Origin of the sequence: Microbacterium sp. TPD7012, assembly GCF_003075395.1 — a bacterium.
Classification (GTDB): domain Bacteria; phylum Actinomycetota; class Actinomycetes; order Actinomycetales; family Microbacteriaceae; genus Microbacterium.
In genome coordinates this window covers 675,686-700,471 of the sequence record NZ_QDFV01000001.1, presented here as the reverse complement: position 1 = coordinate 700,471, position 24,786 = coordinate 675,686, and the positions used below count along the sequence as shown (strand labels likewise).

Annotated in this window: 24 protein-coding genes; 8 read left to right on the top strand and 16 right to left on the bottom strand. The window is 70.0% G+C overall.

Annotation, left to right across the window (positions count from 1 at the left end):
- Positions 1 to 2 precede the first annotated feature (2 nt).
- The 3 genes from DC434_RS03330 to DC434_RS03320 all read right to left on the bottom strand — a co-directional run bounded on the left by DC434_RS03330 (position 3) and on the right by DC434_RS03320 (position 5,252).
- Positions 3 to 2,234 (bottom strand): ABC transporter ATP-binding protein, encoded by a 2,232-nt coding sequence (locus DC434_RS03330; protein WP_116633825.1) that lies wholly within the window; start codon positions 2,232 to 2,234, stop codon positions 3 to 5.
- A complete protein-coding gene (locus tag DC434_RS03325) occupies positions 2,231 to 3,958 on the bottom strand; it encodes an ABC transporter ATP-binding protein (RefSeq protein WP_116633824.1) in 1,728 nt (575 codons plus the stop codon). The genes DC434_RS03330 and DC434_RS03325 overlap by 4 nt, the downstream gene beginning before the upstream one ends.
- A 232-nt stretch (positions 3,959 to 4,190) precedes the next feature.
- Complete coding sequence (locus DC434_RS03320; RefSeq protein ID WP_116633823.1) at positions 4,191 to 5,252, bottom strand: enoyl-CoA hydratase/isomerase family protein; 1,062 nt, start codon at positions 5,250 to 5,252, stop codon at positions 4,191 to 4,193.
- Between the two features lie 110 nt (positions 5,253 to 5,362).
- On the opposite strand from DC434_RS03320, the gene DC434_RS20225 reads away from it, so the two are divergent.
- On the top strand, positions 5,363 to 7,564 hold the full coding sequence (locus DC434_RS20225; RefSeq protein ID WP_207769882.1) for an ATP-binding cassette domain-containing protein: 2,202 nt from the start codon (positions 5,363 to 5,365) through the stop codon (positions 7,562 to 7,564).
- A gap of 70 nt (positions 7,565 to 7,634) precedes the next feature.
- Here DC434_RS20225 and DC434_RS03310 read toward each other — a convergent pair whose 3' ends face one another.
- Positions 7,635 to 8,084 carry a hypothetical protein gene (locus DC434_RS03310; protein ID WP_116633822.1) on the bottom strand — a complete coding sequence of 150 codons (450 nt, stop codon included), beginning with the start codon at positions 8,082 to 8,084 and terminating at the stop codon, positions 7,635 to 7,637.
- A 134-nt stretch (positions 8,085 to 8,218) separates the two neighbouring features.
- Between DC434_RS03310 and DC434_RS03305 the strand changes: the two genes are divergently transcribed.
- Positions 8,219 to 9,664, top strand: a complete 1,446-nt coding sequence (locus DC434_RS03305) for an HNH endonuclease signature motif containing protein (protein WP_116633821.1) — start codon at positions 8,219 to 8,221, stop codon at positions 9,662 to 9,664.
- Between the two features lie 83 nt (positions 9,665 to 9,747).
- Here DC434_RS03305 and DC434_RS03300 read toward each other — a convergent pair whose 3' ends face one another.
- From DC434_RS03300 to DC434_RS03255, 10 genes are all read right to left on the bottom strand, one after another.
- Positions 9,748 to 11,070: a glutamate-1-semialdehyde 2,1-aminomutase gene (locus DC434_RS03300; RefSeq protein WP_116633820.1), complete on the bottom strand. Its 1,323-nt coding sequence runs from the start codon at positions 11,068 to 11,070 to the stop codon at positions 9,748 to 9,750.
- Positions 11,071 to 11,100: 30 nt separating this feature from the next.
- Positions 11,101 to 12,078 carry a porphobilinogen synthase gene (gene hemB, locus DC434_RS03295; protein ID WP_116633819.1) on the bottom strand — a complete coding sequence of 326 codons (978 nt, stop codon included), beginning with the start codon at positions 12,076 to 12,078 and terminating at the stop codon, positions 11,101 to 11,103.
- On the bottom strand, positions 12,075 to 12,869 hold the full coding sequence (locus tag DC434_RS03290; RefSeq protein WP_116633818.1) for a uroporphyrinogen-III synthase: 795 nt from the start codon (positions 12,867 to 12,869) through the stop codon (positions 12,075 to 12,077). Before DC434_RS03290 ends, hemB begins: the two co-directional genes overlap by 4 nt.
- A complete protein-coding gene (gene hemC / locus DC434_RS03285; RefSeq protein WP_116633817.1) occupies positions 12,866 to 13,861 on the bottom strand; it encodes a hydroxymethylbilane synthase in 996 nt (331 codons plus the stop codon). The genes DC434_RS03290 and hemC overlap by 4 nt, the downstream gene beginning before the upstream one ends.
- Positions 13,862 to 13,869: 8 nt before the next feature.
- Positions 13,870 to 14,547 carry a hydrogen peroxide-dependent heme synthase gene (gene hemQ / locus DC434_RS03280; protein WP_116633816.1) on the bottom strand — a complete coding sequence of 226 codons (678 nt, stop codon included), beginning with the start codon at positions 14,545 to 14,547 and terminating at the stop codon, positions 13,870 to 13,872.
- A 45-nt stretch (positions 14,548 to 14,592) separates the two neighbouring features.
- The gene (locus DC434_RS03275; RefSeq protein WP_116633815.1) at positions 14,593 to 14,868 is read right to left on the bottom strand and encodes a hypothetical protein; all 276 of its coding nucleotides are present in this window, start codon (positions 14,866 to 14,868) and stop codon (positions 14,593 to 14,595) included.
- The gene (locus tag DC434_RS03270; RefSeq protein WP_116633814.1) at positions 14,855 to 15,262 is read right to left on the bottom strand and encodes a phage holin family protein; all 408 of its coding nucleotides are present in this window, start codon (positions 15,260 to 15,262) and stop codon (positions 14,855 to 14,857) included. The genes DC434_RS03275 and DC434_RS03270 overlap by 14 nt, the downstream gene beginning before the upstream one ends.
- Before the next feature lies 1 nt (position 15,263).
- Entirely contained in the window at positions 15,264 to 15,665 is a 402-nt protein-coding gene (locus DC434_RS03265) for a hypothetical protein (protein WP_116633813.1), read from the bottom strand.
- A gap of 105 nt (positions 15,666 to 15,770) precedes the next feature.
- Positions 15,771 to 17,276, bottom strand: a complete 1,506-nt coding sequence (locus DC434_RS03260; RefSeq protein WP_116633812.1) for an FAD-dependent oxidoreductase — start codon at positions 17,274 to 17,276, stop codon at positions 15,771 to 15,773.
- A 26-nt stretch (positions 17,277 to 17,302) separates the two neighbouring features.
- Complete coding sequence (locus DC434_RS03255; protein WP_116633811.1) at positions 17,303 to 17,635, bottom strand: metalloregulator ArsR/SmtB family transcription factor; 333 nt, start codon at positions 17,633 to 17,635, stop codon at positions 17,303 to 17,305.
- A 67-nt stretch (positions 17,636 to 17,702) separates the two neighbouring features.
- Here DC434_RS03255 and DC434_RS03250 point away from each other — a divergent pair, with 67 nt between their 5' ends.
- On the top strand, positions 17,703 to 18,626 hold the full coding sequence (locus DC434_RS03250) for an NAD(P)H-binding protein (RefSeq protein ID WP_116633810.1): 924 nt from the start codon (positions 17,703 to 17,705) through the stop codon (positions 18,624 to 18,626).
- Here DC434_RS03250 and hemE read toward each other — a convergent pair.
- Positions 18,584 to 19,609 (bottom strand): uroporphyrinogen decarboxylase, encoded by a 1,026-nt coding sequence (hemE, locus tag DC434_RS03245; protein ID WP_116633809.1) that lies wholly within the window; start codon positions 19,607 to 19,609, stop codon positions 18,584 to 18,586. The two genes, DC434_RS03250 and hemE, sit on opposite strands and share 43 nt — an antisense overlap.
- A 72-nt stretch (positions 19,610 to 19,681) precedes the next feature.
- Here hemE and DC434_RS03240 point away from each other — a divergent pair, with 72 nt between their 5' ends.
- From DC434_RS03240 to DC434_RS03225, 4 genes are read left to right on the top strand one after another with little or no spacing between them, the layout of a single operon-like run.
- Positions 19,682 to 21,004, top strand: coding sequence for a glutamyl-tRNA reductase (locus DC434_RS03240; protein WP_116633808.1), 1,323 nt, complete (start codon positions 19,682 to 19,684; stop codon positions 21,002 to 21,004).
- A gap of 27 nt (positions 21,005 to 21,031) precedes the next feature.
- The gene (locus tag DC434_RS03235) at positions 21,032 to 21,625 is read left to right on the top strand and encodes an HhH-GPD-type base excision DNA repair protein (protein WP_116633807.1); all 594 of its coding nucleotides are present in this window, start codon (positions 21,032 to 21,034) and stop codon (positions 21,623 to 21,625) included.
- 1 nt (position 21,626) lies between these two features.
- Complete coding sequence (locus DC434_RS03230; protein WP_116633806.1) at positions 21,627 to 22,052, top strand: DUF1801 domain-containing protein; 426 nt, start codon at positions 21,627 to 21,629, stop codon at positions 22,050 to 22,052.
- A gap of 11 nt (positions 22,053 to 22,063) precedes the next feature.
- Entirely contained in the window at positions 22,064 to 22,564 is a 501-nt protein-coding gene (locus DC434_RS03225; protein WP_243408780.1) for a GNAT family N-acetyltransferase, read from the top strand.
- A 33-nt stretch (positions 22,565 to 22,597) separates the two neighbouring features.
- On the opposite strand, the gene DC434_RS03220 is transcribed toward DC434_RS03225, so the two are convergent.
- Positions 22,598 to 23,749: an epoxide hydrolase family protein gene (locus tag DC434_RS03220; protein ID WP_116633805.1), complete on the bottom strand. Its 1,152-nt coding sequence runs from the start codon at positions 23,747 to 23,749 to the stop codon at positions 22,598 to 22,600.
- A gap of 69 nt (positions 23,750 to 23,818) precedes the next feature.
- On the opposite strand from DC434_RS03220, the gene DC434_RS03215 reads away from it, so the two are divergent.
- On the top strand, positions 23,819 to 24,784 hold the full coding sequence (locus DC434_RS03215; RefSeq protein WP_116633804.1) for a WYL domain-containing protein: 966 nt from the start codon (positions 23,819 to 23,821) through the stop codon (positions 24,782 to 24,784).
- Positions 24,785 to 24,786: the final 2 nt, after the last annotated feature.

Below are 24,786 nucleotides of genomic sequence, written 5' to 3'. Positions count from 1 at the left end.
GATCAGGCCCGGCGACCGGAGTCGTCGGCACCGTCCTCCACCAGGCGCTGCGCGGCCGCGGCCTCTGCCGTCGGCGACTGCGCACCGACCGACGCGCCGGCTGCGGCGTCATCCGCCTCGGCCTGAGCACTGTCGTCGGCGTCGCCGGTGACGACGACCGGGGTCGTCCCGGTGAGCGCTTCTTCGGCATCGAGGTCGGTGGCCGCCTGCTCGAACTGCGACTGGTACAGGCGCCAGTAGGCGCCCTGCGCGGCGATGAGCTCGTCGTGCGTGCCCTTCTCCACAATGTCACCGTGCTCCATCACGAGGATGAGGTCGGCGTCGCGGATGGTCGACAGACGGTGCGCGATCACGAACGACGTACGGCCCTCACGGAGTGCCGCCATGGCGTGCTGCAGCAGCAACTCGGTGCGGGTGTCGACCGCCGACGTGGCCTCATCGAGGATGAGGATCGACGGCTGCGCGACGAACGCGCGGGCGATGGTGATGAGCTGGCGCTCACCCGCCGAGACGTTCGAGGCGTCCTCGTCGAGGACCGTGTCGTACCCCTCGGGGAGAGCGTGCACGAATCGGTCGACGTACGTCGCCTTGGCCGCCTCGAGAACCTCGTCGTCGGTCGCCGTGGAGCGGCCGTACCGGATGTTCTCGCGGATGCTGCCCGCGAACAGCCACGGATCCTGCAGCACCATGCCGGTGCGGGAGCGCAGATCGTCGCGGGTGATCTCGGCGATGTCCTGGCCGTCGAGCATGATCCGGCCGCCGCTGAGCTCGTAGAACCGCATGATCAGGTTGACCAGCGTGGTCTTGCCCGCACCGGTCGGTCCGACGATCGCGACGGTCTGTCCCGGTTCCACTCGGAAGGACAGGTCCTGGATGAGCGGGCGCTCGGGCGTGTAGGAGAACGCGACGTTCTCGAACTCGATGACGCCCTTGCCGTCGGCGAGCTCCGGAGCATCGGCGTCGTCCGCCTCCTGCTCGTCGGCGTCCAGCAGCTGGAAGACGCGCTCGGCCGACGCGGTGCCGGACTGCACGACCGCGGCCATGCCGCCCAGCTCGGACAGCGGCTGCGTGAACTGCTGCGAGTACTGGATGAACGCCTGCACGTCGCCGAGACGGAGCTGACCGTTCGCGACCATCAGCCCGCCGAGCACCGCGATGCCCACGTAGCTGAGGCTGCCGACGAACATCATCGCCGGCATGATGATGCCGGAGAGGAACTGCGCCTTGAAGCTCGCCTGGAACAGCTCTTCGTTCTCGACCTGGAACTTGTCGAGCGCGTCGTTCTCGCGTCCGAACACCTTGACGAGGGCGTGGCCCGAGAAGGCCTCCTCGACGCGGGCGTTCAGTCGGCCGACCTTGCGCCACTGAGCGCCGAACGCCTTCTGCGAACGCGGACCGATGACACCGAAGATCACGGCCATCAGCGGCAGCGTGATGAGGGCGACGAGCGCCAGCTGCCACGAGATCGAGAACATCATGAACAGCACGCCGATCACGGTGAGCACCGAGGTGAGCGCTCCGGACAGCGACTGCTGCATCGTCTGCGTGATGTTGTCGATGTCGTTCGTGACCCGCGAGATCAGCTCACCGCGCTGCACCTTGTCGAAGTACGACAGGGGCAGACGGTTGATCTTCGCCTCGACCGATTCCCGGAGGCGCCACATCGTGCGCACCATGATCACGTTGATGACGTAGCCCTGGATCCAGGTGAGGAACGCCGCCGCGACGTAGATCGCGAGAACCGCGGCGATGATCCACCGCAGCGCCTCGAAGTCGACGCCCTGCCCGACCGTGAAGTCCCCGAGCGCGCCGACCTGGTTCGCGAAGTCGTCCTGCCCCGCGCTGCGCAGTGCCTCGACGACGACGTCCTGCGAGGTGCCGGCGGGGAACCCGGGGAAGTCGCCGTTGGGCTGCCCGAGCTGGATGGAGATGAAGCCCTTGTAGACGAGGTTCGTCGCCTCGCCGAGCACCTTGGGCGCCGCGACCGTGAGGACGACGCCGAGGGCGCCGAGGATCGACACGAAGACGAACCACACCGCCGAGGGCTTCAGCAGGCCGATCATGCGCGCGAAGCTCGGACCGAAGTTGTCGGCCTTGCCCGGTGCGACGCTGTCCCAGTCTCCCGAGTTCTGGCGTGCCTGCTCGGCGAGCTCGGCCTCGTACTTCTCTTCCTCGGTCAGCTCGGGCTCGGCGACCGCTGCCTTGCCGCGGCCTCGCTTGGTGTTGTCGCTCATGCGTCCACCCCCAGCTGCGATTCGACGATCTCTCGGTAGGTCTCGCTCGTCTCGAGCAGTTCCTCATGCGTTCCGACGCCGACCATGGTGCCGCCTTCGAGGACGACGATGCGGTCGGCATCCGTGATCGACGAGACGCGCTGCGCGACCACGATCTTCGTGACGTGCGGCAGCTCCCGCCAGAGCGCCTGCCTCAGCCTGGCGTCGGTGGTCAGATCGAGAGCCGAGAACGAGTCGTCGAAGACGAGGACCTTCGGCTGGTGCACGATCGCGCGGGCGATCGCAAGGCGCTGACGCTGTCCGCCGGAGACGTTCGTGCCGCCCTGCGCGATGCGCGACTCGAGGCCCTGCGGCATCTCCTCGACGAAGTCGCGGCCCTGCGCGATCTCGAGCGCGTGCCAGAGCTCTTCGTCCGTGGCCTCCTCGCGCCCGTAGCGCAGGTTCGACGCGACCGTGCCGGTGAAGAGGAACGGACGCTGCGGCACGAGGCCGATGCTGTCCCACAGCGCCTCCACGTCGGCGTCGCGCACATCGGTGCCGCCGACGTGCACGGCTCCTCCCGAGACGTCGAAGAGGCGCGGGATGAGCGAGACGAGCGTCGTCTTGCCCGATCCGGTGGAACCGACGATCGCGACCGTCTCTCCGGGCTGCGCGCCGAAGCTGATGCCCGAGAGCACGGGGGCATCGGCGCCGGGGTAGGTGAACTCGACGTCGTCGAACGCCACGGCACCGGGTGCGGGGAACGCGGTGACGCCGTTCTCCGGGCGGATCATGGAGGACTCCGAGTCGAGCACCTCGCCGATGCGCTCGGCCGAGACCGCGGCGCGCGGGATCATCATCGCCATGAAGCTGGCCATGATGACGCCGCCCATGATCTGGCCGATGTACTGCATGAAGGCGAAGAGCGTGCCGACCTGCACCGTGCCGTTGTTGACCTCGATGCCGCCGAACCAGATGACCGAGACGACGGTGACGTTGAGGATCAGCATGAACAGCGGGAACAGCAGCACGAACAGCGAGCCGACCTTGCGTCCGACGACCATGATGTCGGTGTTGGCACCGCGGAAGCGCTCCTCTTCGATGCCCTCGCGCACGAATGCGCGCACGACGCGAACACCCGTGAGCTGCTCGCGCATGATGCGGTTGACGTTGTCGAGCTTGCCCTGGTAGCTGCGGAACAGCGGCACCATGCGCCCGATGACCAGGGCCGCGAGGATGAGGAGGGCCGGCACCGAGACGGCGATGAGCCAGCTGAGGCCGACGTTGGTCTGGACGGCGAAGATGATGCCGCCGATCGCGAGCAGAGGCGCGGTGACGAGCATGGTCGCGCCCATCATCGCGAGCATCTGCACCTGCTGCACGTCGTTCGTGTTGCGCGTGATGAGCGAGCCGGCGCCGAAGACGGAGACCTCGCGCTCGGAGAAGCCGCTGACCTTGCCGAAGACGTCGGCGCGGATGTCGCGACCGGCGCCCATCGCGGCGCGGGCGGCGAAGTAGGTGGCGGTGACCGAGGCGATGATCTGACCCAGCGAGACGGCGAGCATGAACAGCCCGGTGCTCCAGATGTAGCCGGTGTCTCCCTGCGCGACGCCCTTGTCGATGATGTCGGCGTTCAGGCGCGGGAGGTAGAGGGTCGCGGCGGCGCTGGCGAGCTGGAAGACCAGCACGCCGAGCAGGAGCCACCTATAGCGAGACAGATAGCGGACGAGGATTTTTCCCAGCACAGGCGGACTTTCTAGGAAGGATGGAGCGACAGGTTTCTCGGCAGACGGATGCCGACCGACAACCGGCCACAAGACAGAGTGCCACGAACCGCGGACATTCGTATCCCCCTTTCGGAGGACCTTCGCTGACAGCGAACCTTGTCGACCGCGGCCTGCGGTTTCTGAACCCGGGCGAAGAACGGGCGGCGTGTATTCGCGCGAATGGAGACCTCTTCTTCGCGGACAGCGAGACTCAGAAGAGCGGACGCTCCGGTGCGTAGTCGCGCGCGCCGGCACCGGCATCCGGTGCCAGCTCGGCGAGCGTCGGCGGATGCCACTTCGGATCGCGGTCCTTGTCGACGAGCTGCGCGCGGATGCCCTCGACGAGGTCGGGGTGCTCGTTCACGAACCACAGCACACGGCGGTACTCGCCTTCCAACGCTGCACGCAGGTTCGGGAAGCCACGCGCTTCGCGCACGGCGTCGAGGGTGACGACGAGCGCGGTCGGCGCGAGCTCCTCCAGGAGGTCGGCGGTGGCGGCGGCATCCGTCGTCCCCTGACTCCGCAGACGCTCGACGATCTCGACGACCGTCGGCGCGGAGAACGCCTCGTCGATCCATGTGCGCGATGCGGGGAGCTGCGACGGGTCGGGCGTCTCGTCGAAGAGCAGCACGATCTCACTCGGCCCCGTGGGGTCGGCGCGGTAGGCCAGCGCCTCGCGCAGGGCGTCGAGCCGGTCGGAGGGGACGAAGTGGTCGGCGAAGCCGAGCAGCACGGCATCCGCTCCGTCCATGGTCGAGCCGGTGAGCGCGAAGTACTCGCCGAAGCGGCCGGGAGCGCGCCCGAGCAGCCAGGTGCCGCCGACGTCGGGAGTGAACCCGATGCGGGTCTCGGGCATCGCCAGCCTCGACCGCTCGGTGACGATGCGGATCGCGGCGTGGCCGGCCAGGCCGATGCCGCCGCCCATCGTGATGCCGTCCGCGATCGCGACCACGGGCTTCGGGTACTCGGCGATCAGCGCGTTCAGCGCGTACTCGGCACGGAAGAACTCGGCGGTCCGCTCTGCGTGACCGGAGACGATCTGGCCGTGCAGGGCACGCACATCGCCACCCGCGCACATCCCCCGCTCCCCGGCGCCGTCGATCAGCACGATCTGCACGTCGGTGTCGTCGATCCAGGCGGTGAGAGCCTGCGTGAGCAGCTCGATCATGCCGAGGTCGAGGGCGTTGATCGCCTCGGGGCGGTTGAGGGTGAGCCGTCCGAGCGCTCCTTCCTTGCTCGCGAGGACGCGGGGCGCAGCGATGGTGTCGGTCACGCGTGCCAGGCTACTCCGTCGGCGCGGGGTCGGAATCCGCACGAAATACGCGATCCGGGCGCTTTTCCGGCAGGATAGGGGGAACTGTTCATTGCAACGAGAGGTCGCGGATGCCCGACGGACAGGTGCTCGAGTTCACGAATGTGACGAAGCGCTTCAATGAGGTGACCGCTGTCTCCGATTTCTCGGCACGAGTCGAGCCCGGCGCCGTCACCGCCTTCCTCGGCCCGAACGGGGCAGGCAAGACCACCACTCTTCGTATTCTGCTCGGTCAGATCCGAGCCACCTCCGGCACCGCCACGATCGGCGGGACCGCCTTCGCGGAGCTGCGTCAGCCGCTGCGCACGATCGGCTCCGTGCTCGAGGAGACGGTCTACCGTCCGCGCCGGACCGCGAGCCGGCAGCTGACCATCGCCGCGAAGGCGAACGGCATCCCGCTCGCGCGCGTCGACGAGGTCCTCGCGATGGTGGGTCTCGAGGGCGAAGGCGATTCCCGCATCGGCGGATTCTCGCTCGGCATGCGCCAGCGGCTGAGCATCGCGAACGCCCTCCTGGGCGACCCTGGGGCCCTCGTCTTCGACGAGCCCGCGAACGGTCTCGACCCCGAGGGCATCCGCTGGATGCGCCTCTTGATGCGACGCCTGGCCGACGAGGGCCGCACGGTGCTCGTCTCGTCGCACCTCCTCAGCGAGGTCGAGCAGGTCGCCGACAACGTGCTCGTCCTGTCGAAGGGTCAGCTGGTGCTGGCCAGCGGCATCGAGACGCTCGCCGACCCGAAGAACGGCTCGGTGGTCGTGGACGCCGCCGATCGCGCCGCCCTCACGGCGGCCCTGTCCGGTGCGGGATTCGACGTCGAGGTGCTGCGCTCCGGACTCACCGTGCGCGGAGGAGACGCCGGTACCGTCGGCGCCGTCGCCGCGGACGCGGGGATCGCGCTGAGCACGCTCGTGCAGCGCGGCCCGACCCTGGAAGACGTCTTCATCGAGCATGTGCGCGGCGGGAAGTTCAGCCCGCGCGCCGAGGCCGCCGCGCCGCAGCTCGTCGCCCCTCAGAGCGCGGAGGCACCCGGCGCAGGAATCGCCGCCGGCGCTGTCGCGGCGGGGGTTGCCGGTGTCGCGGGTGTCGCTGCTCTCGGTGATGCTCCCGAAGCGACGGTGGCCGAGGACGAGGCTTCGGAGGCTGCGGAGGTTTCGGAGGCAGCTGAGGATTCGGAGGCTGCGGAGGCTGCGGAGGCTGCGGAGGATTCGGAGGCTGCGGTCGAGGAGAGTGCTGCCGAAGCGCTCGTCGCCGACGACGCGGCCGATGCGGGTTTCGCCGTCGAGGAGAGCTCCGTCGAGGAGAGCTCCGTCGAGGAGAGCTCCGTCGAGGAGAGCTCCGTTGAGGAGACCTCGGCCGAGAACAGCACGGTCGAGGACAGCACGGTCGAGCAGCACGATGCTGACGACGCTACGTCCGACGATGCACCTCAGGACGATGCACCTCAGGACGATGCACCTCAGGACGATGCGTCTCACGATGGCGCATCCGAGGAGGATGCCGCGCCGACGCGCTCCTTCGACGAGATCCTGTTCGGCACGTCGGCTCCCACCGCATCCGAGGCGACGGAATCCGACGACGCGGCACAGGACGGCACGGACCAGCCGGGCGACGACGCGCACGCCGGCGTCGAGTTCTTCACGGAGCTCGGCGCGACGGATGACACGGCGGACGAGGCGTCCGACTCGGCCGACGTCGCTTCCGAGGCGACCGACGCCGCCTCCGACGCGACGGACGCGGACAGCGAAGCCGAGTCGGACGATGAGTCCGTGAACGCGGACGCCGTGTCCGCGCAGGACGAGGCGCAGCCCGACGCCGCTGAGGCCCCCGACTCCGACTCCACGGACGACGACGACCCCCGATCGGCTGCCGTCAGCTCCATGCTCGCGGCTGCCGCACGTGCGTACTACGAGGACGAGCCGAAGGACTATCCGCAGGATGCGTCCTCCGACGAGGGAACGCACTGGGCGGTCGCGTCCACGGGTGTGATCGACACCGTCCCGCTCGCGGGCGAGCCGGCCCCCGACAGCGAAGCGGATGCCGGGGAGCAGGGCGAGACCCACGACGAGGACGCCGGGGACTCGGACGGCTCCGAGAACCACGACGAGAACGCCGAGCACTCCGAGGGCTCCGAGAGCTCCGAGAGCTCCGAGGGCTCCGAGAGCTCCGAGGGCTCCGAGGACAACGGCGAGCACGGTGAGCAGGGAGAGCAGGGCGAGCACCATGAGCATCACGAGCACCACGGCGACGAGAACTCCGAGCACCATCACGGCTGAGACCGCCCGCTGACACGAGAAAGCCCTCCGCGCCGAAAGGTGCGGAGGGCTTTCTCGATGAACGGGCGGGTCAGGCGGGTCGCGGACGGATGACCGGTCGGCGGCTGCCCTTCGAGACGGGGGTCGGCGCGGTCGCGACGATCTCCTCCACGTCTGCGGGTTCGGTCGAGACGTCGAGACGGAGCGCCTGCGTGAGCGCGAGACCGTGACGCGTGCTCAGGATCAGCCGACGGTACTGCTCGTCACCCTCGAGGTCGATCACGACACCGGGTCGACGACGACGGATGAGCACGAAGTCGAGGCTGCCCGCAGCCTTCCAGCTGCCGGCGGCGAGCACGCCGGGGATGTGGGTTCCGGGGTTCGGCACTCCGCGCAGCCAGGTCCAGGCGTCTTCCGTGAGCTGCACCTTGGTGATGGTGTCGCGGACGACGCGGAGGTTGCTCCGGTGGAAGGTGGCGGCACGCTCGATCGGCGAGAGCACGACCTCCAGTTGCGTCTGGTCCAGCAGCAACGTCACCATGACCCCAGTCTGCCAGCGCGGCCCTCCCAGTTGTCTGGAAGTTGCTCACAGGAACGCAACGATCCGTTGTGGGATCGCACCAGTCGCCCCGAATCACCTCTTGCACTTTCGAACATATGTTCTATACTAGAGGCATGAACTCCTCTCCGACAAGCGACATCGAGCAGCGTCAGCGGTTGCTCGACGCATGGGTGGAGAAGCGCCGGCAGATCGCCATGAACGAGGCCGAGGCGGCCTCGTTCCTCGCCGACCGGATGCGCATCCTCGACCAAGATGTGAAGGATCATCCGCACCACCGCGACGCGATCCACCGCTCCATGATCGCGGAGTACTCCGCGGCGGGACGCCTGGCCCGAGGCAGCGTCGAGTACGCGTTCTCGGATGCCTGCCTGCTCGACTCCGAGCATCCGGCTGTGCAGGAGTCCTTCCGGCGGGGAGACATCACGGCCGCCCACGTGCGCGAGATCGTCCGTGCGGGAATGATCGTGCGACTGGCCGTGCGGGAGGGGCGGGTGGATGCCGAGACGCTGGGTCTCTACGACGCCGCGGCCCTCGAGATCGCCGAACACGACTCCCCCGGCCGCACGCGGGCCATGGTGCGGCAGATCGCCGCGTCGCTGGCCGGAGAGACCCTGGTCGAGCGTCACCGACGCGCGCGCGGCGAGCGCGCGGTGACGATGCGCTCGCTCGACGACGGCCTCGCACTGCTCCAAGTGGTGCTGCCCGAGCATCTCGCCGCGGCGATCCTCGATCGGCTGACGCGGCTCGCTCGGCAGGTGATCACCACCCGCGACGAGCAGGATCCTGTCCTCTCCTCCGACGCGCTCGACTCCGGAGACGACGCCGTGTTCGTGCGCGATCTCGCCGCCGACGATCCGCACCGGGACGATCCTGCGCTCAACGAACACCGCATCGATCACGACCCGCTCGACGCGCACTCCATCGTCAGCGGAGACACCTACACGACCGACCCGTGGATCGAGCACGTGCCGGCCGACGACCGCACACTCGATCAGGTGCGCGCCGATCTGCTCACGGACCTGCTGCTCGCGAGCGATCCTGTCGCAGCCAGCGGCACAGGGCTCGATGGAATCCACGCCCAGATCCAGGTCACCATCGCGGCCTCCACCCTCGCCGGAGCCGATGACCGTCCGGCGGAGTTCGACGGATTCGGTCCGCTGCACCCCGACATCGCGCGAGACCTCGCTGCGCGCGCGGGCGGATGGTCCCGCCTGTTCCTCGACCGCACCGGGATGGTGACGGCGACCGACGCGTACTCGCCGACCGAGGCGATGCGTCGGCATCTGCGGGCGCGAGACCAGCACTGCCGGTTCCCCGGCTGTCGGATGCCGGCGCAGCGCTGCCAGATCGATCACAACCACGACCACGCCAGAGGCGGGCCGACGGCGAACGACAACCTCTCCCACTTGTGTCTGGGGCACCACGCGCTCAAGCATCCCGACATAGACGATCGATATCGGTGGACCGCGCGACAGCTTCCCGGCGGAGACATCGAGTGGACGAGTCCGCTCGGGCGCACCTACACCGACATGGCACCGCGACGCGTCATGTTCGTCTGAGCGGCGAATCCCCCGACCAGCTCCTCCTGGCCCGCTCCTGCCGGCCAACTCATGCCGGCGTGCCGGCGTGCTGGCGACCCCGACTAGGCCCGAGCGGATGCCGCGGCCGCGGCGGCGGCCGGGAGCGCGGCTTCGATGAGCTCCAACTCCTCGTCACCGTGCGCGGCCGTGAGGAACCATGCCTCGAACACGCTCGGCGGCAGTGCCACGCCCTGCTCGCGCATGGAGTGGAAGAACGGGGCGTAGCGGAACGACTCCTGCGCCTGCGCCTCGGCGTAGTCCCGCGGGGCGGTCGCGCGGAACGACGCATTGAACAGGCTGCCCGCCGTGGCCACGGCGTGTGTGACCCCGGCATCCGCGAGCGCGGCGTCGAGCGCGGCAGCAAGGCGGACGGATGCCGCGTCCACGGTCGCGTACACCTCCGGCGTGGCCAGGTGCAGCGTGGCCAGGCCCGCGGCGACCGAGAGCGGATTGCCCGAGAGCGTGCCCGCCTGGTAGACCGGCCCGAGCGGAGCGAGGAGATCCATGACTTCAGCGCGTCCGCCGAGCGCGGCCAGCGGCATCCCGCCGCCGACGACCTTGCCGAACGTGATGATGTCCGGCAGGTAGTCCTCGCCGGCGGCGGCCTGCAGACCCCAGTAGCCGGCCGGGTGCACACGGAATCCGGTGAGCACCTCGTCGAGGATCATCAGCGCGCCGTGAGCATGAGCGGTCTCCGCGATGAGGCGGTTGAACCCCGGGAGAGGAGCGACGACACCCATGTTCGCCGCGGCGGCCTCGACGATGACGGCCGCGATGCGCGGGCCGTGCTCGGCGAACACGGCCGCCAGGGCCTCCGGGTCGTTGTATCCGATCACCAGCGTCTGGGCGGCGATGGGAGCCGGAACACCGGCCGAACCGGGGAGAGCGAGGGTCGCGACACCCGAGCCCGCCTCGGCGAGCAGCCCGTCGGAGTGCCCGTGGTAGTTGCCTGCGAACTTCACGAGCAGATCGCGACCCGTGGCCCCGCGAGCCAGCCGGATCGCCGTCATGGTGGCCTCGGTACCGGTCGACACCAGACGCACGCGTTCGACCGGACGGATGTCGCCGAAGCGCACGCGGTCGGCGATCAGCGCAGCCAGCTCCACCTCGCCCTCGGTCGGAGCGCCGAACGACAGCCCGCGGGTGGCGGCCTCCTGCACGGCGGCGACGACCTCGGGGTGCGCGTGCCCGAGCAGCGCCGGCCCCCAGGAGGCGACGAGATCGACGTAGGCGCGACCTGCGGCATCCGTGACCCTTGCCCCCGCCGCAGAGGCGAGGAAGCGCGGCGTGCCGCCGACCGAGCCGTACGCGCGCACGGGCGAGTTGACCCCACCGGGGATCACCGCGCGGGCAGCGGAGAACAGGTCGTCATTGCGGTCGGTCATCAGGGCCCTTCGAGAGAATGCGCCGGATCCTCAGGCGCGCAGCCAGCGGGCGGCTTCCGTCGCCCAGTAGGTCAGAACAGCGTCGGCACCCGCGCGGCGGATGGAGAGCAGCGACTCCAGCACGGCGGCGCGACGGTCGATCCATCCGTTCGCGGACGCGGCCTCGATCATCGCGTACTCGCCCGACACCTGGTATGCCCACACCGGAATATGGACGGTGTCACGCACCTCGCGCAGCACGTCGAGGAACGCCATCGCCGGCTTGACCATGACGATGTCCGCACCCTCGGCCTCGTCGACGACGGCCTCGCGCACGCCCTCGCGACGGTTGCCGGGATCGAGCTGGTACGTGCGACGGTCGCCCTTCAGCTGCGAGTCCACCGCCTCGCGGAACGGTCCGTAGAACGCGCTCGCGTACTTCGCGGCGTAGGCCAGCAGCAGGGTGTCGGAGAAGCCCTCGGCGTCGAGCGCCGCACGGATCACGGCGACCTGGCCGTCCATCATCCCGGACAGGCCGAGCAGCTGCGATCCGGCCCGCGCCTGAGCGAGCGCCATCGACGCGTAGCGCTCCAGCGTCGCATCGTTGTCGACCGCACCGTCGGCGTCGAGGACACCGCAGTGCCCGTGATCGGTGAACTCGTCGAGGCAGAGATCCGTCTGCACGACGAGGGCATCGCCGACCTCGGCCGCCAGAGCCTCGGTCGCGACGTTCAGGATGCCCTGCGGGTCGTCGGCGCCAGAACCACGGGCATCGCGCACCGCGGGAACGCCGAACAGCATCACGCCGCCGACGCCCGCCTCCGCGGCTTCGACGGCTGCCGCACGGAGAGAGTCGATCGAATGCTGCGCGACACCCGGCATCGAGCCGATCGCCACGGGCTCGGAGAGGCCATCGCGCACGAACAGGGGCAGCACGAGCTGACGCGGCTCCAGCGACGTCTCACGGACCAGATCGCGCACGGCGCGCGACTGACGCAGCCGCCTCAGGCGGACCTCGGGGAAGCTCACGGCGCGAACTCGTCGGCCGCGTGCGGAAGCGTGAAGTGCGAGACGGCATCGATGAGCGCGTCGACCGTCTGGCGGTCGGCGACCACAGACACCGGCAGGCCGGCCTTCTGAGCATCGCGTGCGGTGCGCGGGCCGATCGCTGCGAGCAGCGTCTCGTCGGGGATCTCGGGGAACTGCTCGCGCACCTGTTCGGCGACCGAGCCGCTCGTCACGAGGATCGCGTTGATCCGGCCGTTCTCGACGTCCCGGCGGATCCGCTCCGTGACCGGGACCCCGACCGTGCGGTAGGCGACGACGCTCGCGACATCGTGTCCGGCGTTCGAGAGCAGAGTGCTGAGCACCGGCTTCGCGATCTCGCTGCGCAGGGCGAGGATGCGGCGGGGCTCCGTCTCGAGGGCGATCAGCTGCTCGGCCATCCCCTCGGCGGAGTTGTCCTGCGCCGGAACCAGGGTCACCTCGTAGCCGACAGCCTGCAGAGCCGCCGCCGTGGTCTCGCCGACCGCGGCGATCCTCGTCGTCCGCGGCACCACCGCGCGGTGTGCGAACAGCACGTCGACGGTCGTGGCGCTCGTGATCGTCAGCCAGTCGAAGGCGCCGGCTGCCAGCTGCTCCAACGCGACGTCGAGCGCGGCCTGGTCATTGGTCGGGGCGAAGTTGATGAGGGGTGCGACGACCGGCACCGCGCCCTGGGCGCGGAGGCTGGCGGCGACGCCGTCGCCCCACGGCCCGCCACGGGGCACGAGAATGCGCCAGCCGTACAGCGGTAGGTCCTGCTTCGAATCGGATGTCATAGGGATTGCTCTCGGGAAACGAGGCCAGCCGCCCCTTGATCGAGCAGCCGACGGGCAACAGTGAACCCGAGCTCGCGCGCTGCGTGCATCGGGTCTGCACCATCGGCAGCATCCGCTCCATTGCCACTGCCGTTCCGACGAATATACTCCCCGTTCAGGGCTTCCGTGACGTCGAGGCCGATCCGACGGCCCCCGTCGGGGGCGTAGACGACCGTCCTGACGCGGATCGCGGACCCTTCGACCACCGCATGAGCGGCCATCGGAGCCTGACATCCGGCATCCAGTCCCTCCAGCACAGCGCGCTCCACGGTGGTGGCGAGACGGGTCTCCTCGTCGTCCAGGGCAGCGAGTGCGGCAAGCAGCTCGGCCGGAGCGTCCGTCCGCGTCTCGACGGCCAGCGATCCCTGCCCCGGTGCGGTCGGCCACTCGGCGAGGCCGAGCTCCTCCCGCCGGAGGCGCGACTCCGCGCCGAGCCGGGAGAGTCCCGCTGCGGCGAGGATCACCGCGTCCAGCTCGCCGGACGCGACCCGCGCGAGGCGGGAGTCGACGTTCCCGCGGATGTCGACGACCTCGGCGTACGGCGCCCGGCGATGCACCTGGGCGATCCGTCTCGGCGACCCCGTGCCCACGGTGCTACCCGACCGCAGTTCGTGCAGCGGGATCCCGAGGCGGGTGAGCACGACATCGCGCGCGTCCTCGCGCTTCGGCGTCGCCGCGATCATGAGGCCGTCGGGGATGGCGGTCGGCAGGTCCTTCAGCGAATGCACGAGGAAGTCGCACTCCCCCGCGAACAGCGCTTCCCGCAGACGCGTGGCGAAGATGCCCTGGCCGCCGATCTCGGAGAGCGACGCACGGTTCGTGTCGCCCTCGCTCGTGATCGGGACGAGCTCGACCGGACGCCCGGAGACCTTCTCGAGGGCGGCGGCGACATGACCGGACTGCGCCTGCGCGAGCGCGCTGCGCCGGGTTCCCAGGCGGATCGGGGTGCTCATCGGGCGGCCTACTGCAGCACGTCCGCGATCTCGTCGAAGCGCAGACGGCGCCCCGTGTAGAAGGGCACCTCCTCCTTCACGTAGAGACGCGCGTCGGTGTAGCGGAGATCGCGCATGAGGTCGACGAGCTCCGTGACGTCATCGGCCTCGAGCGGCAGCAGCCACTCGTAGTCGCCCAGGGCGAACGCGGCGACGGTGTTCGCGATGACGCCCGTGAACGCGGCGCCCTTGCGACCGTGATCGGCGAGCATCTTGCGACGCTCCTCCTCGGGAGCCAGGTACCACTCGGGGGTGCGCACGAACGGGTACAGGCAGAGCCAGTCCTTCGGCTCGACGCCGCGGAGGAACCCCGGCACGTGTGCGCGGTTGAACTCGGCGTCGCGGTGCACGCCCATGACGTTCCAGACCGGGAGGAGGGAGCGCAGCAGCTCGGTGCGGCGCAGACGACGGAGCGTCTTCTGCAGCTCTTCGGCCGTCTCGCCGTGCAGCCACACCATGAGGTCGGCGTCGGCCTTCAGCCCCGAGACGTCGTAGAAGCCGCGTACGGTGACGCCGGAGTCCTCGACGTACGAGACGATCGTCTCGAGTTCGGTCGAGTCGGACTCCGTGACGGGGACATCGGGATTGCGTCGCCACACGGCCCAGAGGGTGAATCCGGACGGGTTCTCTTCGAGCGCTTCGGACATGTCTCCAGTCTGCCCCCTTTGCGGAGGTGCCGCGAACGCGGGGTCTCAGCGAGAGATCGCGCGGGCGACGACCCAGACGAACCCGCCCACCGCCGCCGCGATCCCGATCACGGCCGCAGCCGCGCCGATCGGGTTGCGGTCGGCGAAGGAGCGCGCCTTCGCGATGCCGCGCGTCGACGCCTTCTCGATGCGCCGGGGGATGTTGCCCTTGACCTCGATGGCGGCGAGCGCCGCCTTCAGCTCGGCGCGCGCGGAGTCCCGCGGATCGACGATGCCGGCGGGAACGACGGTGCGCGGTACGAGCGACTCAGAATTCGTCATCGCCGGCCTCCTTCACGATTCGGATGTCCTCCGCGACCGCCTGGGCGGGATTCTGACGCCGGAGGACCTTGCGGAACTTCAGGATGCCGAGCAGCGCGAACAGCAGCACGGCGACGATCAGGATGCCGAGGACCGCCAGAGCCGAGAGCCACACCGGCCACCACGACGAGAGTCCGGCGATCGCGAAGACGAGGATGACCGGCACGGCCCAGAAGAGGAAGAACAGCGCGACGAGGAACCAGACGGAACCGATCCCGGCGTCCTTCGCGGTCTTCGAGATCCACGCCTTGGCCGAGTCGACCTCGGCCTTGACGAGATTCGTGACGAGTTCGGGCAGGTCGCCGAGCAGCGTCAGCAGACTGTCATCGGCGCGGTCCCGGTATCCGCGAGGCATCTCAGGCGCCGGGCTTCTTCGGAGCAGGCTTCTTCGTCGCCGGCTTCGCGGCGGAGGTGTTCGCCTTCGCCTTCACTTCGTCCACGGCGTCGTCGGCGGCCTCGGCCACCTCTTCCGCGGCCTCCTTGCCGGAGGCGATCACGGCGTCGAGCTTCTGCCCGGGGGTGCCGTTGCTCTTGACGGACTTGACGACCTTCACGGCCCCCGTCCAAAGCGCGCCGGGAACGGCCGCAGCCTTGTCACCGACGAAATCCTTGACCTTCTCGACCTGCTCCTGCACGGGGTCCAGGTGGTAGAGCTTCAGCCACTGCGTCTTGATCTGCTCATAGCGCTCGCGCCCGGCACGTGTGCCGAGGACGTAGCCGACGCCGAGTCCTACGACGAGTCCGATCTTCCCCTTCATGGGGTCTCCTCACGTTGTTCGAGTCCTGCGGGTCAGGTACTCAGCGTAACCCCGTATGCCGATTTCGGCATCTAGAGGGCCGAGGGGTTGACACATGGGGATTCATCAGTCCCACAACAGGGCTCGGCGCAGGCGATCCGCCTCGTCCTTCGCGTCCGGGATGACCTGTGCGAGGCCGGTGCCGGCGAGCCAGGCGCCCACGACCGCGAGACCCGGCACGGCCTGCACGGCGGCGCGTGCGGCCGCGCGCCGCTCGCCCGAGCCGATGATCGACGCGGGCTGCGACTGCACATAGCGAGCCCGGTGCGCGGCGAGGAGGTTCGCGGGAGCGAGGGGCACGCCGAGGAGGGCGGATGCCTCGCGCAGTGCGAGCAGCGCGGCGTCGTCGTCATTCAGATCCGCGGTCGCCGCGGGTTCGCCCTGCGCGCCGAACGAGACGCGCACGATCTCCCGACCGCCGGCGGCATCGCGCAGCCAGCCCCACTTGGCGGTGGAGTGCGTGAGAGCCTTCGCGATGTGGCTGCCCGGCACGGTCAGGACTCCCGTTCCGCGCGGGGCGGGGCTCAGACCCGACGCGTCGAGCAGCAGCGTCACGATCTCGATCTCCGGCGACGACGACGGCGCGGCGTCTGCGAGTGCGGGGGCCCCGGAGATGAGGAGCGAGCGCGCGGCCTCCTCCGACGTGGCGACGATGACGGCATCCGCATCGAGCGAGAGCCCTTCCGTCGGCACCTCGTCCTCGGCGGCCTCCGCCTCGGCATCCGGCTCGATCTCGGCGTCGATCGTCCACGTCGCAGCTGCCCTGCGAAGACTCCGCACGCGCACGCCGGTGCGCACCTCGGCGCCGAGCCGCTCCAGGTCCTCCACCAGCGCATCGACGAGCACACCCATGCCTCCGGTCAGCCCCTCGACCGCGGCACCCGGAGCCTTCGCGGCACCGGCGGCGCCTTCGCGGAGCGCCTGCACGGCGCCGGAGAGGGAGCCGACCCGCGTGAGCGCGGCGTTGAGACCCGGGGCGGCGACGTCGACATCGACGTCGTCGGGCGACGCGGAGTAGACGCCGGTGGTCACGGGCGCGACGAGGCGGTCGCGGACCTTGGCGCCCATGCGCGACGCGACGAGCTTGCCGAGGCTGAGCTGGTGCCCGATCGTCAGCGGTGGGCGCACGCGATCGAGGTAGGCGCGCCACGCACCGGACCAGCCGATGACGCGACGCACGTCGTCCTGGAACGGATTCGCGGGGACGCCCAGGATGCCGCCGACGGGCAGCGGTGCCGCACCGACGCCGGGGATGCCGGCGAGCCAGGCGCTCCCGGCCTCGGGCGCGACGATGCGATCGGTCAGCCCGAGCTCCTGCAGCAGGGCGCGCACGTGACCGCCCCGAGTCGCGAAGCTCTCGGCCCCGGCATCCACCACGACGCCGCCGAGCTCGGCTCGACGGATCGCCCCGCCGACAGCATCCGCCTCTTCGAGCAGCGTGACGCGCATGCCGACCTTCGCGCACTCGCGCGCCGCGATCAGACCGCCGACGCCGCCGCCGATGACGACGACGTGCTTCTCTGCGGCGCGAGCGGCGAGGTCGGCGGGTTCACTCGAGGAGTCGACGGTCATGCCGTCAATTCTCGCATCGGCGCCGATCAGGCCTCGACGGGCGTCACGGTGCCGCGCCCTCGCTTGCGGACCTCGCGCAGCACGATCTGCTCGGGGCACACGGTGGAGAGGAAGTCGCCGACGGAGAGCGCCAGCCGCTCGCCGACGAGCGAGTAGAGGATGCGGTTGCCGTCGCGCCGCTCACTCACGAGACCGGCCTGACGGAGCACGCTCAGGTGCCGGGAGATGGTCGGCCCGCTCGCCGAGAACCGCGAGGCGATCTCTCCGGCCGCGAGCTCGCCGGCCTTGAGATCCTGCAGGATCTGCCGCCGGGTGGGATGCGCCAGCGCTGCGAAGATGTCGGACGCGCTATCTGCCATGTTTGCAATATAGCATCTTCGCTAGATACTCTTTAGCCGCATAGCTAATAAGCGAAGGAGCGACATCATGAGAGTTGCGATCACCGGCGGCACCGGATTCGTCGGACGGCACCTGGCCGAGCGCCTCGACGACGCGGTCGTGATCTCCCGGCGCAGCGGAGTGGAGATCACCGACGTCGACGCCCTCGCCGCCGCCTTCGAGGGATGCGACACGGTGGCGCACTGCGCCGGCATCAACCGCGAGATCGGGGATCAGACGTTCCGGCGCGTGCACGTCGAGGGGACGAGGGCCGTCGTCGAGGCCGCGCGCCGTGCCGGTGTCCGGCGGATCGTGATGGTCAGCTTCCTGCGTGCACGCCCCGACTGCGGCTCCGGCTACCACGAGTCCAAGTGGGAGGCCGAGGAGATCGTGCGCGGTTCCGGCATCCCGCACACGATCCTCAAGTCCGGCATGATCTACGGCCCCGGCGACCACATGGTCGATCACGTCACGCGCGCCGTGCGGACCCTGCCCATGTTCTGGACCGTCGGCTACCGCGAGCGCACCGCCCGCCCCGTGCCGATCGACGACGCTGTCGATGTGCTGGTCGCGGCTCTCGAGGGGCGCATCCCCGACCCGACGGTCGCCGTCGTGGGTGTCGACGAGGTGACGCTGGGCGAGGCCATCCGCCGCATCGCCCGGGTCGCCGGGCGTCGTCCCGCGTTCCTCCCCGTGCCCGTGTGGACCGTCCGGGTGCTCGCGCAGCTCACGGAATGGGCCATGGTCGTCCCGCTGGTCGCGAAGGCTCAGGCGCGGATGCTGGCCGAGGGAGTGAGCGAAGCCGCGCCGCCCGCGCCGGAGGTGCCCGTCGGCCTCCGGCCATCACGCCCGTTCAGCGACGAGCGCATCCGCGCTGCGCTCCCCGAGGGGCGTTTCGGGCTGTCCGATCTGCGGATCGCGCGCGGGCGTCAGCGCTGGCCGTGGACCAGTTCGACGATGCGCGTGAGCTGATCGGGGTCGGTCTCGGGCGGCACGCCGTGACCGAGGTTGAGGATGTGGCCGCGTGCGGCGCGACCGCGCTCGAGCACGTCGCGCACATGCGCCTCCAGCACCGACCAGGGCGCGGAGAGCAGCGCGGGATCGATGTTGCCCTGCACCGTGACATCCGGTCCGAGGATCGCGGCGGCCTCGTCGAGCGGCTGGCGCCAGTCGACGCCGACGCCGTCGGCCACACCGTCGAGGCGCATGTCGGCGAGGAACGGTCCGGTCCCCACGCCGAAGTGGATGGTCGGGATGCCGATGCCCTGCAGCGCCGCGTGCGAGTGCGGGGCGACGAACGCGCGGTAGTCGGCCGGGCTGAGCGAACCCGCCCAGCTGTCGAAGAGCTGCACGACGGATGCTCCGGCGTCGCGCTGCGTCTCGAGGAACCGGCGCGAGACCCGGGCGAGCCAGCCGGCGAGGCGGTTCCACGACTCCGGATCGGCGTGCATCATGGCCCGTGCGCGCAGGTGCTCCTTCGACGGCCCGCCCTCGACGAGGTAGGCGGCGAGCGTGAACGGCGCGCCGGCGAAGCCGATCAGCGGGGTGTCTCCGAGCTCGGCGGTGACGAGGCGGACGGCCTCGGCGATCGCGGTCCCGTCGAGCGACTCCGGATCGATGGCCGTGATCCGGTCGACATCGGATGCCGTGCGCACGGGGTTCGCGAACACCGGCCCGCGCCCGGGCTCGATCTCGACCTCGACACCCGCGAGACGCAGCGGGATCACGATGTCGCTGAAGAACACGGCGGCGTCGACGCCGTGCCGGCGTACGGGCTGCAGGGTGATCTCGGCCGCCAGGTCGGGCGTGAGGCAGGCGTCCAGCATCCGCGTGCCGACCCGCAGCTCGCGGTACTCGGGCAGCGACCGGCCGGCCTGACGCATGAACCACACCGGGGTGTGAGCGGGGCGGGAGCCTGCGAGGGCGCGCAGCAGCGGAGCGTCGGAGAGGGCCATGCCTCCATCCTCCCATCCGGTCGTTATGAGTCCGCGGAGACCCCGGGCCGCGCGCTCAGGTAGAATCGTCGGGTGCTGCTGTGTGTGACGGCGAGTCACAAGACCGCCTCCTTCGAATTGCTCGAACGCCTGAGCCGCACCCCCGACGACGTCGCCTCCACCCTCGTGGACATGACACCGTGCGTGCAGGGTGCGGTCGTTCTGGCGACCTGCAATCGCTTCGAGGCGTACGTCGAGATGGACGAGCCTGTCACGGCTGCCGGCGCGATCGGCGTCGAGGCCGTGCTCGAGGCGGTCGAGGCCACGACCGGTGTCGCAGCCGCCGAGTTCGAAGGCGCCTACGCCGTGCACTCCGGTCGCCGCGTCGCCGAGCACCTGTTCTCCGTGGCATCCGGTCTCGAATCCGTGGTCTCCGGCGAGGGTGAGATCGCCGGCCAGGTGCGTCGCGCGCTGAAGTCCGCACGCAAGGACGGCACCACCTCCCCCGAGCTCGAGCGGCTGTTCCAGCGCGCGAGCCAGGCGCAGCGCAAGGTCAAGAACGTCACCGCCCTCGGCCGCGCCGGCCGCTCCCTCGTGCGCCTCGCCCTCGAGCTCGCCGACAGCCGCATCGCCGACTGGTCCGCTGAGCGCGTGCTGCTCGTCGGAACAGGCGCCTACGCCGCCGTCACCCTCGCCACGCTGCGCGAACGCGGCGCCGTCGACATCTCGGTGTACTCGCCTTCCGGCCGCGCCGAGGTGTTCGCCGCGAAGCACGGCATCCGCCCTGTCTCCGCCGCCGAGTACGCCCGCACCGCCGCGCACTCGAGCCTGCTGATCACCTGCACGACCGCGACAGAGCCCGTGCTCGGCCCGGAGCATCTGCAGCACCCGGTCGGCGTCGTCGCCGCCGGATGCCCGGTCTCTGCGACGGGCACGGGATCGCACTCCCAGCAGCTCGTCGTCGACCTCGGCATGCCGCGCAACGTCGACCCTGCCGTCGGCGCTCTCGACGGCGTGGCTCTGCTCGACCTCGAGACCATCCGTCTGCACGCCCCGCTCGAAGAGCTGCAGGCGACGGATGCCGCGCGCAGCGTGGTGCGCGAGGCCGCCGACACGTTCCACGTCGTCGGCGCCCGGCAGAGCGTCACCCCGTCGGTCGTCGCCCTGCGCACGCACATGTTCTCTCTCCTCGAGTCCGAGATCGCCCGCGCTCGCGCCCGCGGCGACGAGGACGGCCGTGTGGAGCAGGCGCTCCGCCACCTCACCGGCGTCCTCCTGCACACGCCGACCACGCGCGCGCACGAGCTGGCCGCCGCCGGGCGTGCGGACGACTTCGCCGCGGCGCTCGGCGCGCTCTACGGCATCGACCCCGTCGAGCCGGCCGCCGAGCAGGGGCCCGAGTCCTCGATCGCGTGACGCCGGACTCGGTGGGAGACTGGAGGCATGGCCCTTCACATCACCGGAGACACCGCCGCCGACGAGCTGCTGACCGATAACCCGCTGGCTCTGCTGGTCGGGATGCTGCTGGACCAGCAGGTCCCGATGGAGACCGCGTTCGCCGGTCCGCTCAAGATCGAGCAGCGCACCGGAGCGACGGATGCCGCCGCCATCGCCGGCATGGCACCGGACGAGTTCCTCGAGGCCTTCCAGCAGACTCCCGCCGTGCATCGTTTCCCCGGATCGATGGCGACGCGCGTGCAGACGCTGTGCCAGACGCTCGTCGACGACTGGGGCGGGGATGCCAGCGCACTCTGGACGCGCCCTTCGACGGGCTCAGGGACCCAGCCGTCTGGCGCCGAGGTGCTGAAGCGCCTCAAGTCCCTCCCCGGCTTCGGCGAGCAGAAGGCGAAGATCTTCCTGGCGCTGCTCGGCAAGCAGTACGGCTTCACCGGCGCGGGCTGGCGCGAGGCCGCCGGCGTCTACGGCGAGGAGGGCTCGTACCGCAGCGTCGCCGACATCGTCTCGCCCGAGTCGCTGACGAAGGTGCGCGAGCACAAGAAGGCGATGAAACTCGCGGCGAAGGAAGCGAAGGCCTGACATGGAGCCGACCGGGAGCGATGTCGGCGGCCTCATCGCCCGCGCGACCCCCGCGATCCGCCGGCGCGATGCCGAGACGCTGACCGCGCTCATGCAGGAGATCTCGGGCCGTGAGCCCGCGACCTGGGGCACGATCATCGGGTTCGGCTCGTGCCACTACCGCTACCCGACCGGCACAGAGGGCGACACCGGACTCCTCGGCTTCGCTCCGCGCAAAGCATCCACGACGATCTACCTGCTCGACGGCACAGACGCCCACGCCGAGGCGCTCGCGCAGCTCGGCCCGCACACGACCGGCGTCAGCTGCGTCTACATCAAGGACCTCGAGCAGATCGACCTCGACGTGCTCCGCGGCATCCTCGAACGCTCTCTGGCCTGGGCGGAATCCGGCGGCACGGACGAGGTGCGGATCGAGGTCACGAGCTGAGCGCCGTCACGGTGCGCGAAGCCACCGGTGACGACTGGCCGCAGATCTGGACGATCGTCCGCGAGGTCATCCGCGAGCAGACGACCTTCGCCTACGACCCCGGCATGGGCGAGGCCGACGCACGCCGGATGTGGATGCTGGGCGCTCCGGCGCGGACCGTCGTCGCGGTGTCCGGCGAGCGGGTGCTCGGCACGGCGAACATGTACCCCAATCGTCCGGGGCCGGGGTCGCATGTGGCATCCGCGAGCTTCATGGTGGACGTCGCCGCGAGGGGGCGTCGTGTGGGACGGACCCTCGTGGAGGACATGATCGGCTGGGCGCGGCGCGAAGGCTTCGCGGCAGTGCAGTTCAACGCGGTGGTCGAGACGAACGCGTCCGCCGTCCACCTGTACGAGGATCTCGGCTTCCGCACGATCGGCATCGCACCCGGTGCATTCCGGCATCCGATCGAAGGCGATGTGGGCCTGCGCATCATGTGGCTCGACCTGCACGACGAGACCCCGCCCGGCTGAGATCAGCGGGGCGGGGTCTCGGGGCGGTCGCGCTCAGCGCAGCCCGGCGAAGAACGCGCGGATGTCGCCGGCGACGAGATCCGGACGCTCGAGGGCCGCGAAGTGGCCGCCCTCGTCGAAGCGGCTCCAGTGCACGATGTTCGAGTTGTCGCGCTCGGCGAAGACCCGGATCGTCTGGAAGTCGTCCTTGAACACCGCGACCCCGGTCGGCGCGGCGTTGATCTGCGGCGCCGCGTCCTCCCCGCCGTCGGCGCGGGCGTTCTCCAGGTAGCTGCGGCTCATGCCGGAGGCCGCGTTGGCGAACCAGTTCACGCTGACCTCGAGCAGGATCTGCTCGAGCGTCACGAGCGAGGTGCCGTTGCCGAACGAGTTGAACAGCTCGCTGTAGGCGAGCAGTCCGATCGGGGAGTCGCTGATGCCCACCGAGACGGTCTGAGGCCGCGAGGAGTTCATCGTGTTGTACCCGCCGACGGACTGGAACCACTGCATGTGCTCCAGGCCGGCGTAGTCCTGCGGCTCCAGCCGCTCGAACTCGGACGGGTCGCCCGACGGGAACGAGAACAGCTGCAGCACGTGCAGGCCGAGGAATCCCTCGGGGTTGAGCAGCCCGAGCTCACGCGCGACCATCGCGCCGTTGTCGGAGCCGTGGATGCCGTAGCTGTCGTAGCCGAGGCCGCGCATCAGCTGGTCGTAGGCCGCGGCGACCTTCGCCGTGGTCCAGCCGGCGGAGGCCAGCGGCTGCGAGAAGCCGTAGCCGGGAGCATCCGGGATCACGACGTCGAAGGCATCCTCGGCGCGGCCGCCGTGCGCCACCGGGTCGACGAGCCGGTCGATCACGTCGAGGTAGTCGACGGCCGAGCCGGGGTACGTGTGGGCGAGCAGGAGCGGCGTCGCACCCTCGTGAGCGGAGCGGACGTGGATGAAGTGGATCGTCTGTCCGTCGATCTCGGTGGTGAAGTGCGGAACGGCGTTGATCCGCTCCTGGGCGGCCGCCCAGTCGAACGAGCGCCACGCTTCGATGGCCTCACGGAGGTAGGAGTTGGGGGTGCCGGCATCCCAGTCGTCGGTGGGAGAGGGCTGGGGCAGCCGGGTGCGGGCGAGACGATCCTGCAGATCGGCGATCTCGGCGGCGGAGACCGAGACGGTGAACGGGCGGATGCTGAGGGGAGCGGTTGTGTTGTTCATGTCTTCGACGATATTTCCTCATTAGGTAGGATATGTTCCTAATAAAAGAACTTCCTCGAAGGGATTCTCATGGCCGATCCCACCGCCCGGCTCCTGGCCCTCCTCTCGCTGCTGCAGACGGGCCCGGAGCGCTCCGGCCGAGACCTGGCCGAGCGCCTGGGAGTCTCCTCGCGCACGATCCGCCACGACGTCGATCGTCTGCGGGAACTCGGCTATCCGGTCGACGCGACACGCGGAGCCGTCGGCGGCTACCGCCTCGGCTCCGGCGGCAAGCTCCCCCCTCTTCTGCTCGACGACGAGGAGGCCGTGGCTGTCACGGTGGGGCTGCGCGCCGCGGCGGGCATCGCCGGCGTCGAGGAGTCCGGCGCGCGGGCCCTCGCCAAGCTCGAGCAGGTGCTGCCGTCGCACCTGCGCCCAGTGGTCGATGCGCTGAAGACGACGATCGACCGCGCGCCCGAGAACAACGACACCGACGCACCCGACCCCGTGGTCGATGCGACGGTCCTGCGCGAGATCGCGGGCGCGATCCGCAACGAGGAGTGGCTGCGCTTCGACTACCAGGACGCGCCCGTGCTGGTGGAGCCCTACCGACTGCTCACCTGGCATCGCCGGTGGTACCTGGTCGGACGGGACCCGCAGAGCGGAGAATGGCACACGTACCGCGTCGACTGGATGGAGCTGCGGATGCCGACGCGACGGCGCTTCGACCCGCACCCGCTGCCCGGTGGTGACTACACCGCGTTCATGATGCGCACGATCGCCGAGAGCGGCTGGAACGTGCACGCGCGTCTGCTCATCGATGCGCCGACGCAGCAGGTGCTCGACCGCATCCATCCGGCGGTCGGCGCCGTCGAGCCGATCGACGAGGACCACTGCGTGCTGGTGACCGGCGCCGACAGCCTCGACACGGTCGCCGCCTATATCGGGATGCTGATGATGGACTTCACGGTGGAATCGCCCCCGGAGCTCATCCCCCGCCTGCAGGTGCTCTCGGAGCGCTATGCGCGGGCGGTCGCCGGGTCCCCGGCCTCCTGAGC

Excerpts from the sequence above, each read along its gene's own strand:
- DC434_RS03330 (WP_116633825.1), bottom strand. The coding sequence starts at position 2,234 with ATGAGCGACAACACCAAGCGAGGCCGCGGCAAGGCAGCGGTCGCCGAG.
- DC434_RS20225 (WP_207769882.1), top strand. The coding sequence starts at position 5,363 with ATGCCCGACGGACAGGTGCTCGAGTTCACGAATGTGACGAAGCGCTTC.
- DC434_RS03310 (WP_116633822.1), bottom strand. The coding sequence starts at position 8,084 with ATGGTGACGTTGCTGCTGGACCAGACGCAACTGGAGGTCGTGCTCTCG.
- DC434_RS03305 (WP_116633821.1), top strand. The coding sequence starts at position 8,219 with ATGAACTCCTCTCCGACAAGCGACATCGAGCAGCGTCAGCGGTTGCTC.
- DC434_RS03300 (WP_116633820.1), bottom strand. The coding sequence starts at position 11,070 with ATGACCGACCGCAATGACGACCTGTTCTCCGCTGCCCGCGCGGTGATC.
- DC434_RS03290 (WP_116633818.1), bottom strand. The coding sequence starts at position 12,869 with ATGACATCCGATTCGAAGCAGGACCTACCGCTGTACGGCTGGCGCATT.
- hemC (WP_116633817.1), bottom strand. The coding sequence starts at position 13,861 with ATGAGCACCCCGATCCGCCTGGGAACCCGGCGCAGCGCGCTCGCGCAG.
- hemQ (WP_116633816.1), bottom strand. The coding sequence starts at position 14,547 with ATGTCCGAAGCGCTCGAAGAGAACCCGTCCGGATTCACCCTCTGGGCC.
- DC434_RS03275 (WP_116633815.1), bottom strand. The coding sequence starts at position 14,868 with ATGACGAATTCTGAGTCGCTCGTACCGCGCACCGTCGTTCCCGCCGGC.
- DC434_RS03270 (WP_116633814.1), bottom strand. The coding sequence starts at position 15,262 with ATGCCTCGCGGATACCGGGACCGCGCCGATGACAGTCTGCTGACGCTG.
- DC434_RS03265 (WP_116633813.1), bottom strand. The coding sequence starts at position 15,665 with ATGAAGGGGAAGATCGGACTCGTCGTAGGACTCGGCGTCGGCTACGTC.
- DC434_RS03260 (WP_116633812.1), bottom strand. The coding sequence starts at position 17,276 with ATGACCGTCGACTCCTCGAGTGAACCCGCCGACCTCGCCGCTCGCGCC.
- DC434_RS03255 (WP_116633811.1), bottom strand. The coding sequence starts at position 17,635 with ATGGCAGATAGCGCGTCCGACATCTTCGCAGCGCTGGCGCATCCCACC.
- DC434_RS03250 (WP_116633810.1), top strand. The coding sequence starts at position 17,703 with ATGAGAGTTGCGATCACCGGCGGCACCGGATTCGTCGGACGGCACCTG.
- hemE (WP_116633809.1), bottom strand. The coding sequence starts at position 19,609 with ATGGCCCTCTCCGACGCTCCGCTGCTGCGCGCCCTCGCAGGCTCCCGC.
- DC434_RS03235 (WP_116633807.1), top strand. The coding sequence starts at position 21,032 with ATGGCCCTTCACATCACCGGAGACACCGCCGCCGACGAGCTGCTGACC.
- DC434_RS03230 (WP_116633806.1), top strand. The coding sequence starts at position 21,627 with ATGGAGCCGACCGGGAGCGATGTCGGCGGCCTCATCGCCCGCGCGACC.
- DC434_RS03220 (WP_116633805.1), bottom strand. The coding sequence starts at position 23,749 with ATGAACAACACAACCGCTCCCCTCAGCATCCGCCCGTTCACCGTCTCG.
- DC434_RS03215 (WP_116633804.1), top strand. The coding sequence starts at position 23,819 with ATGGCCGATCCCACCGCCCGGCTCCTGGCCCTCCTCTCGCTGCTGCAG.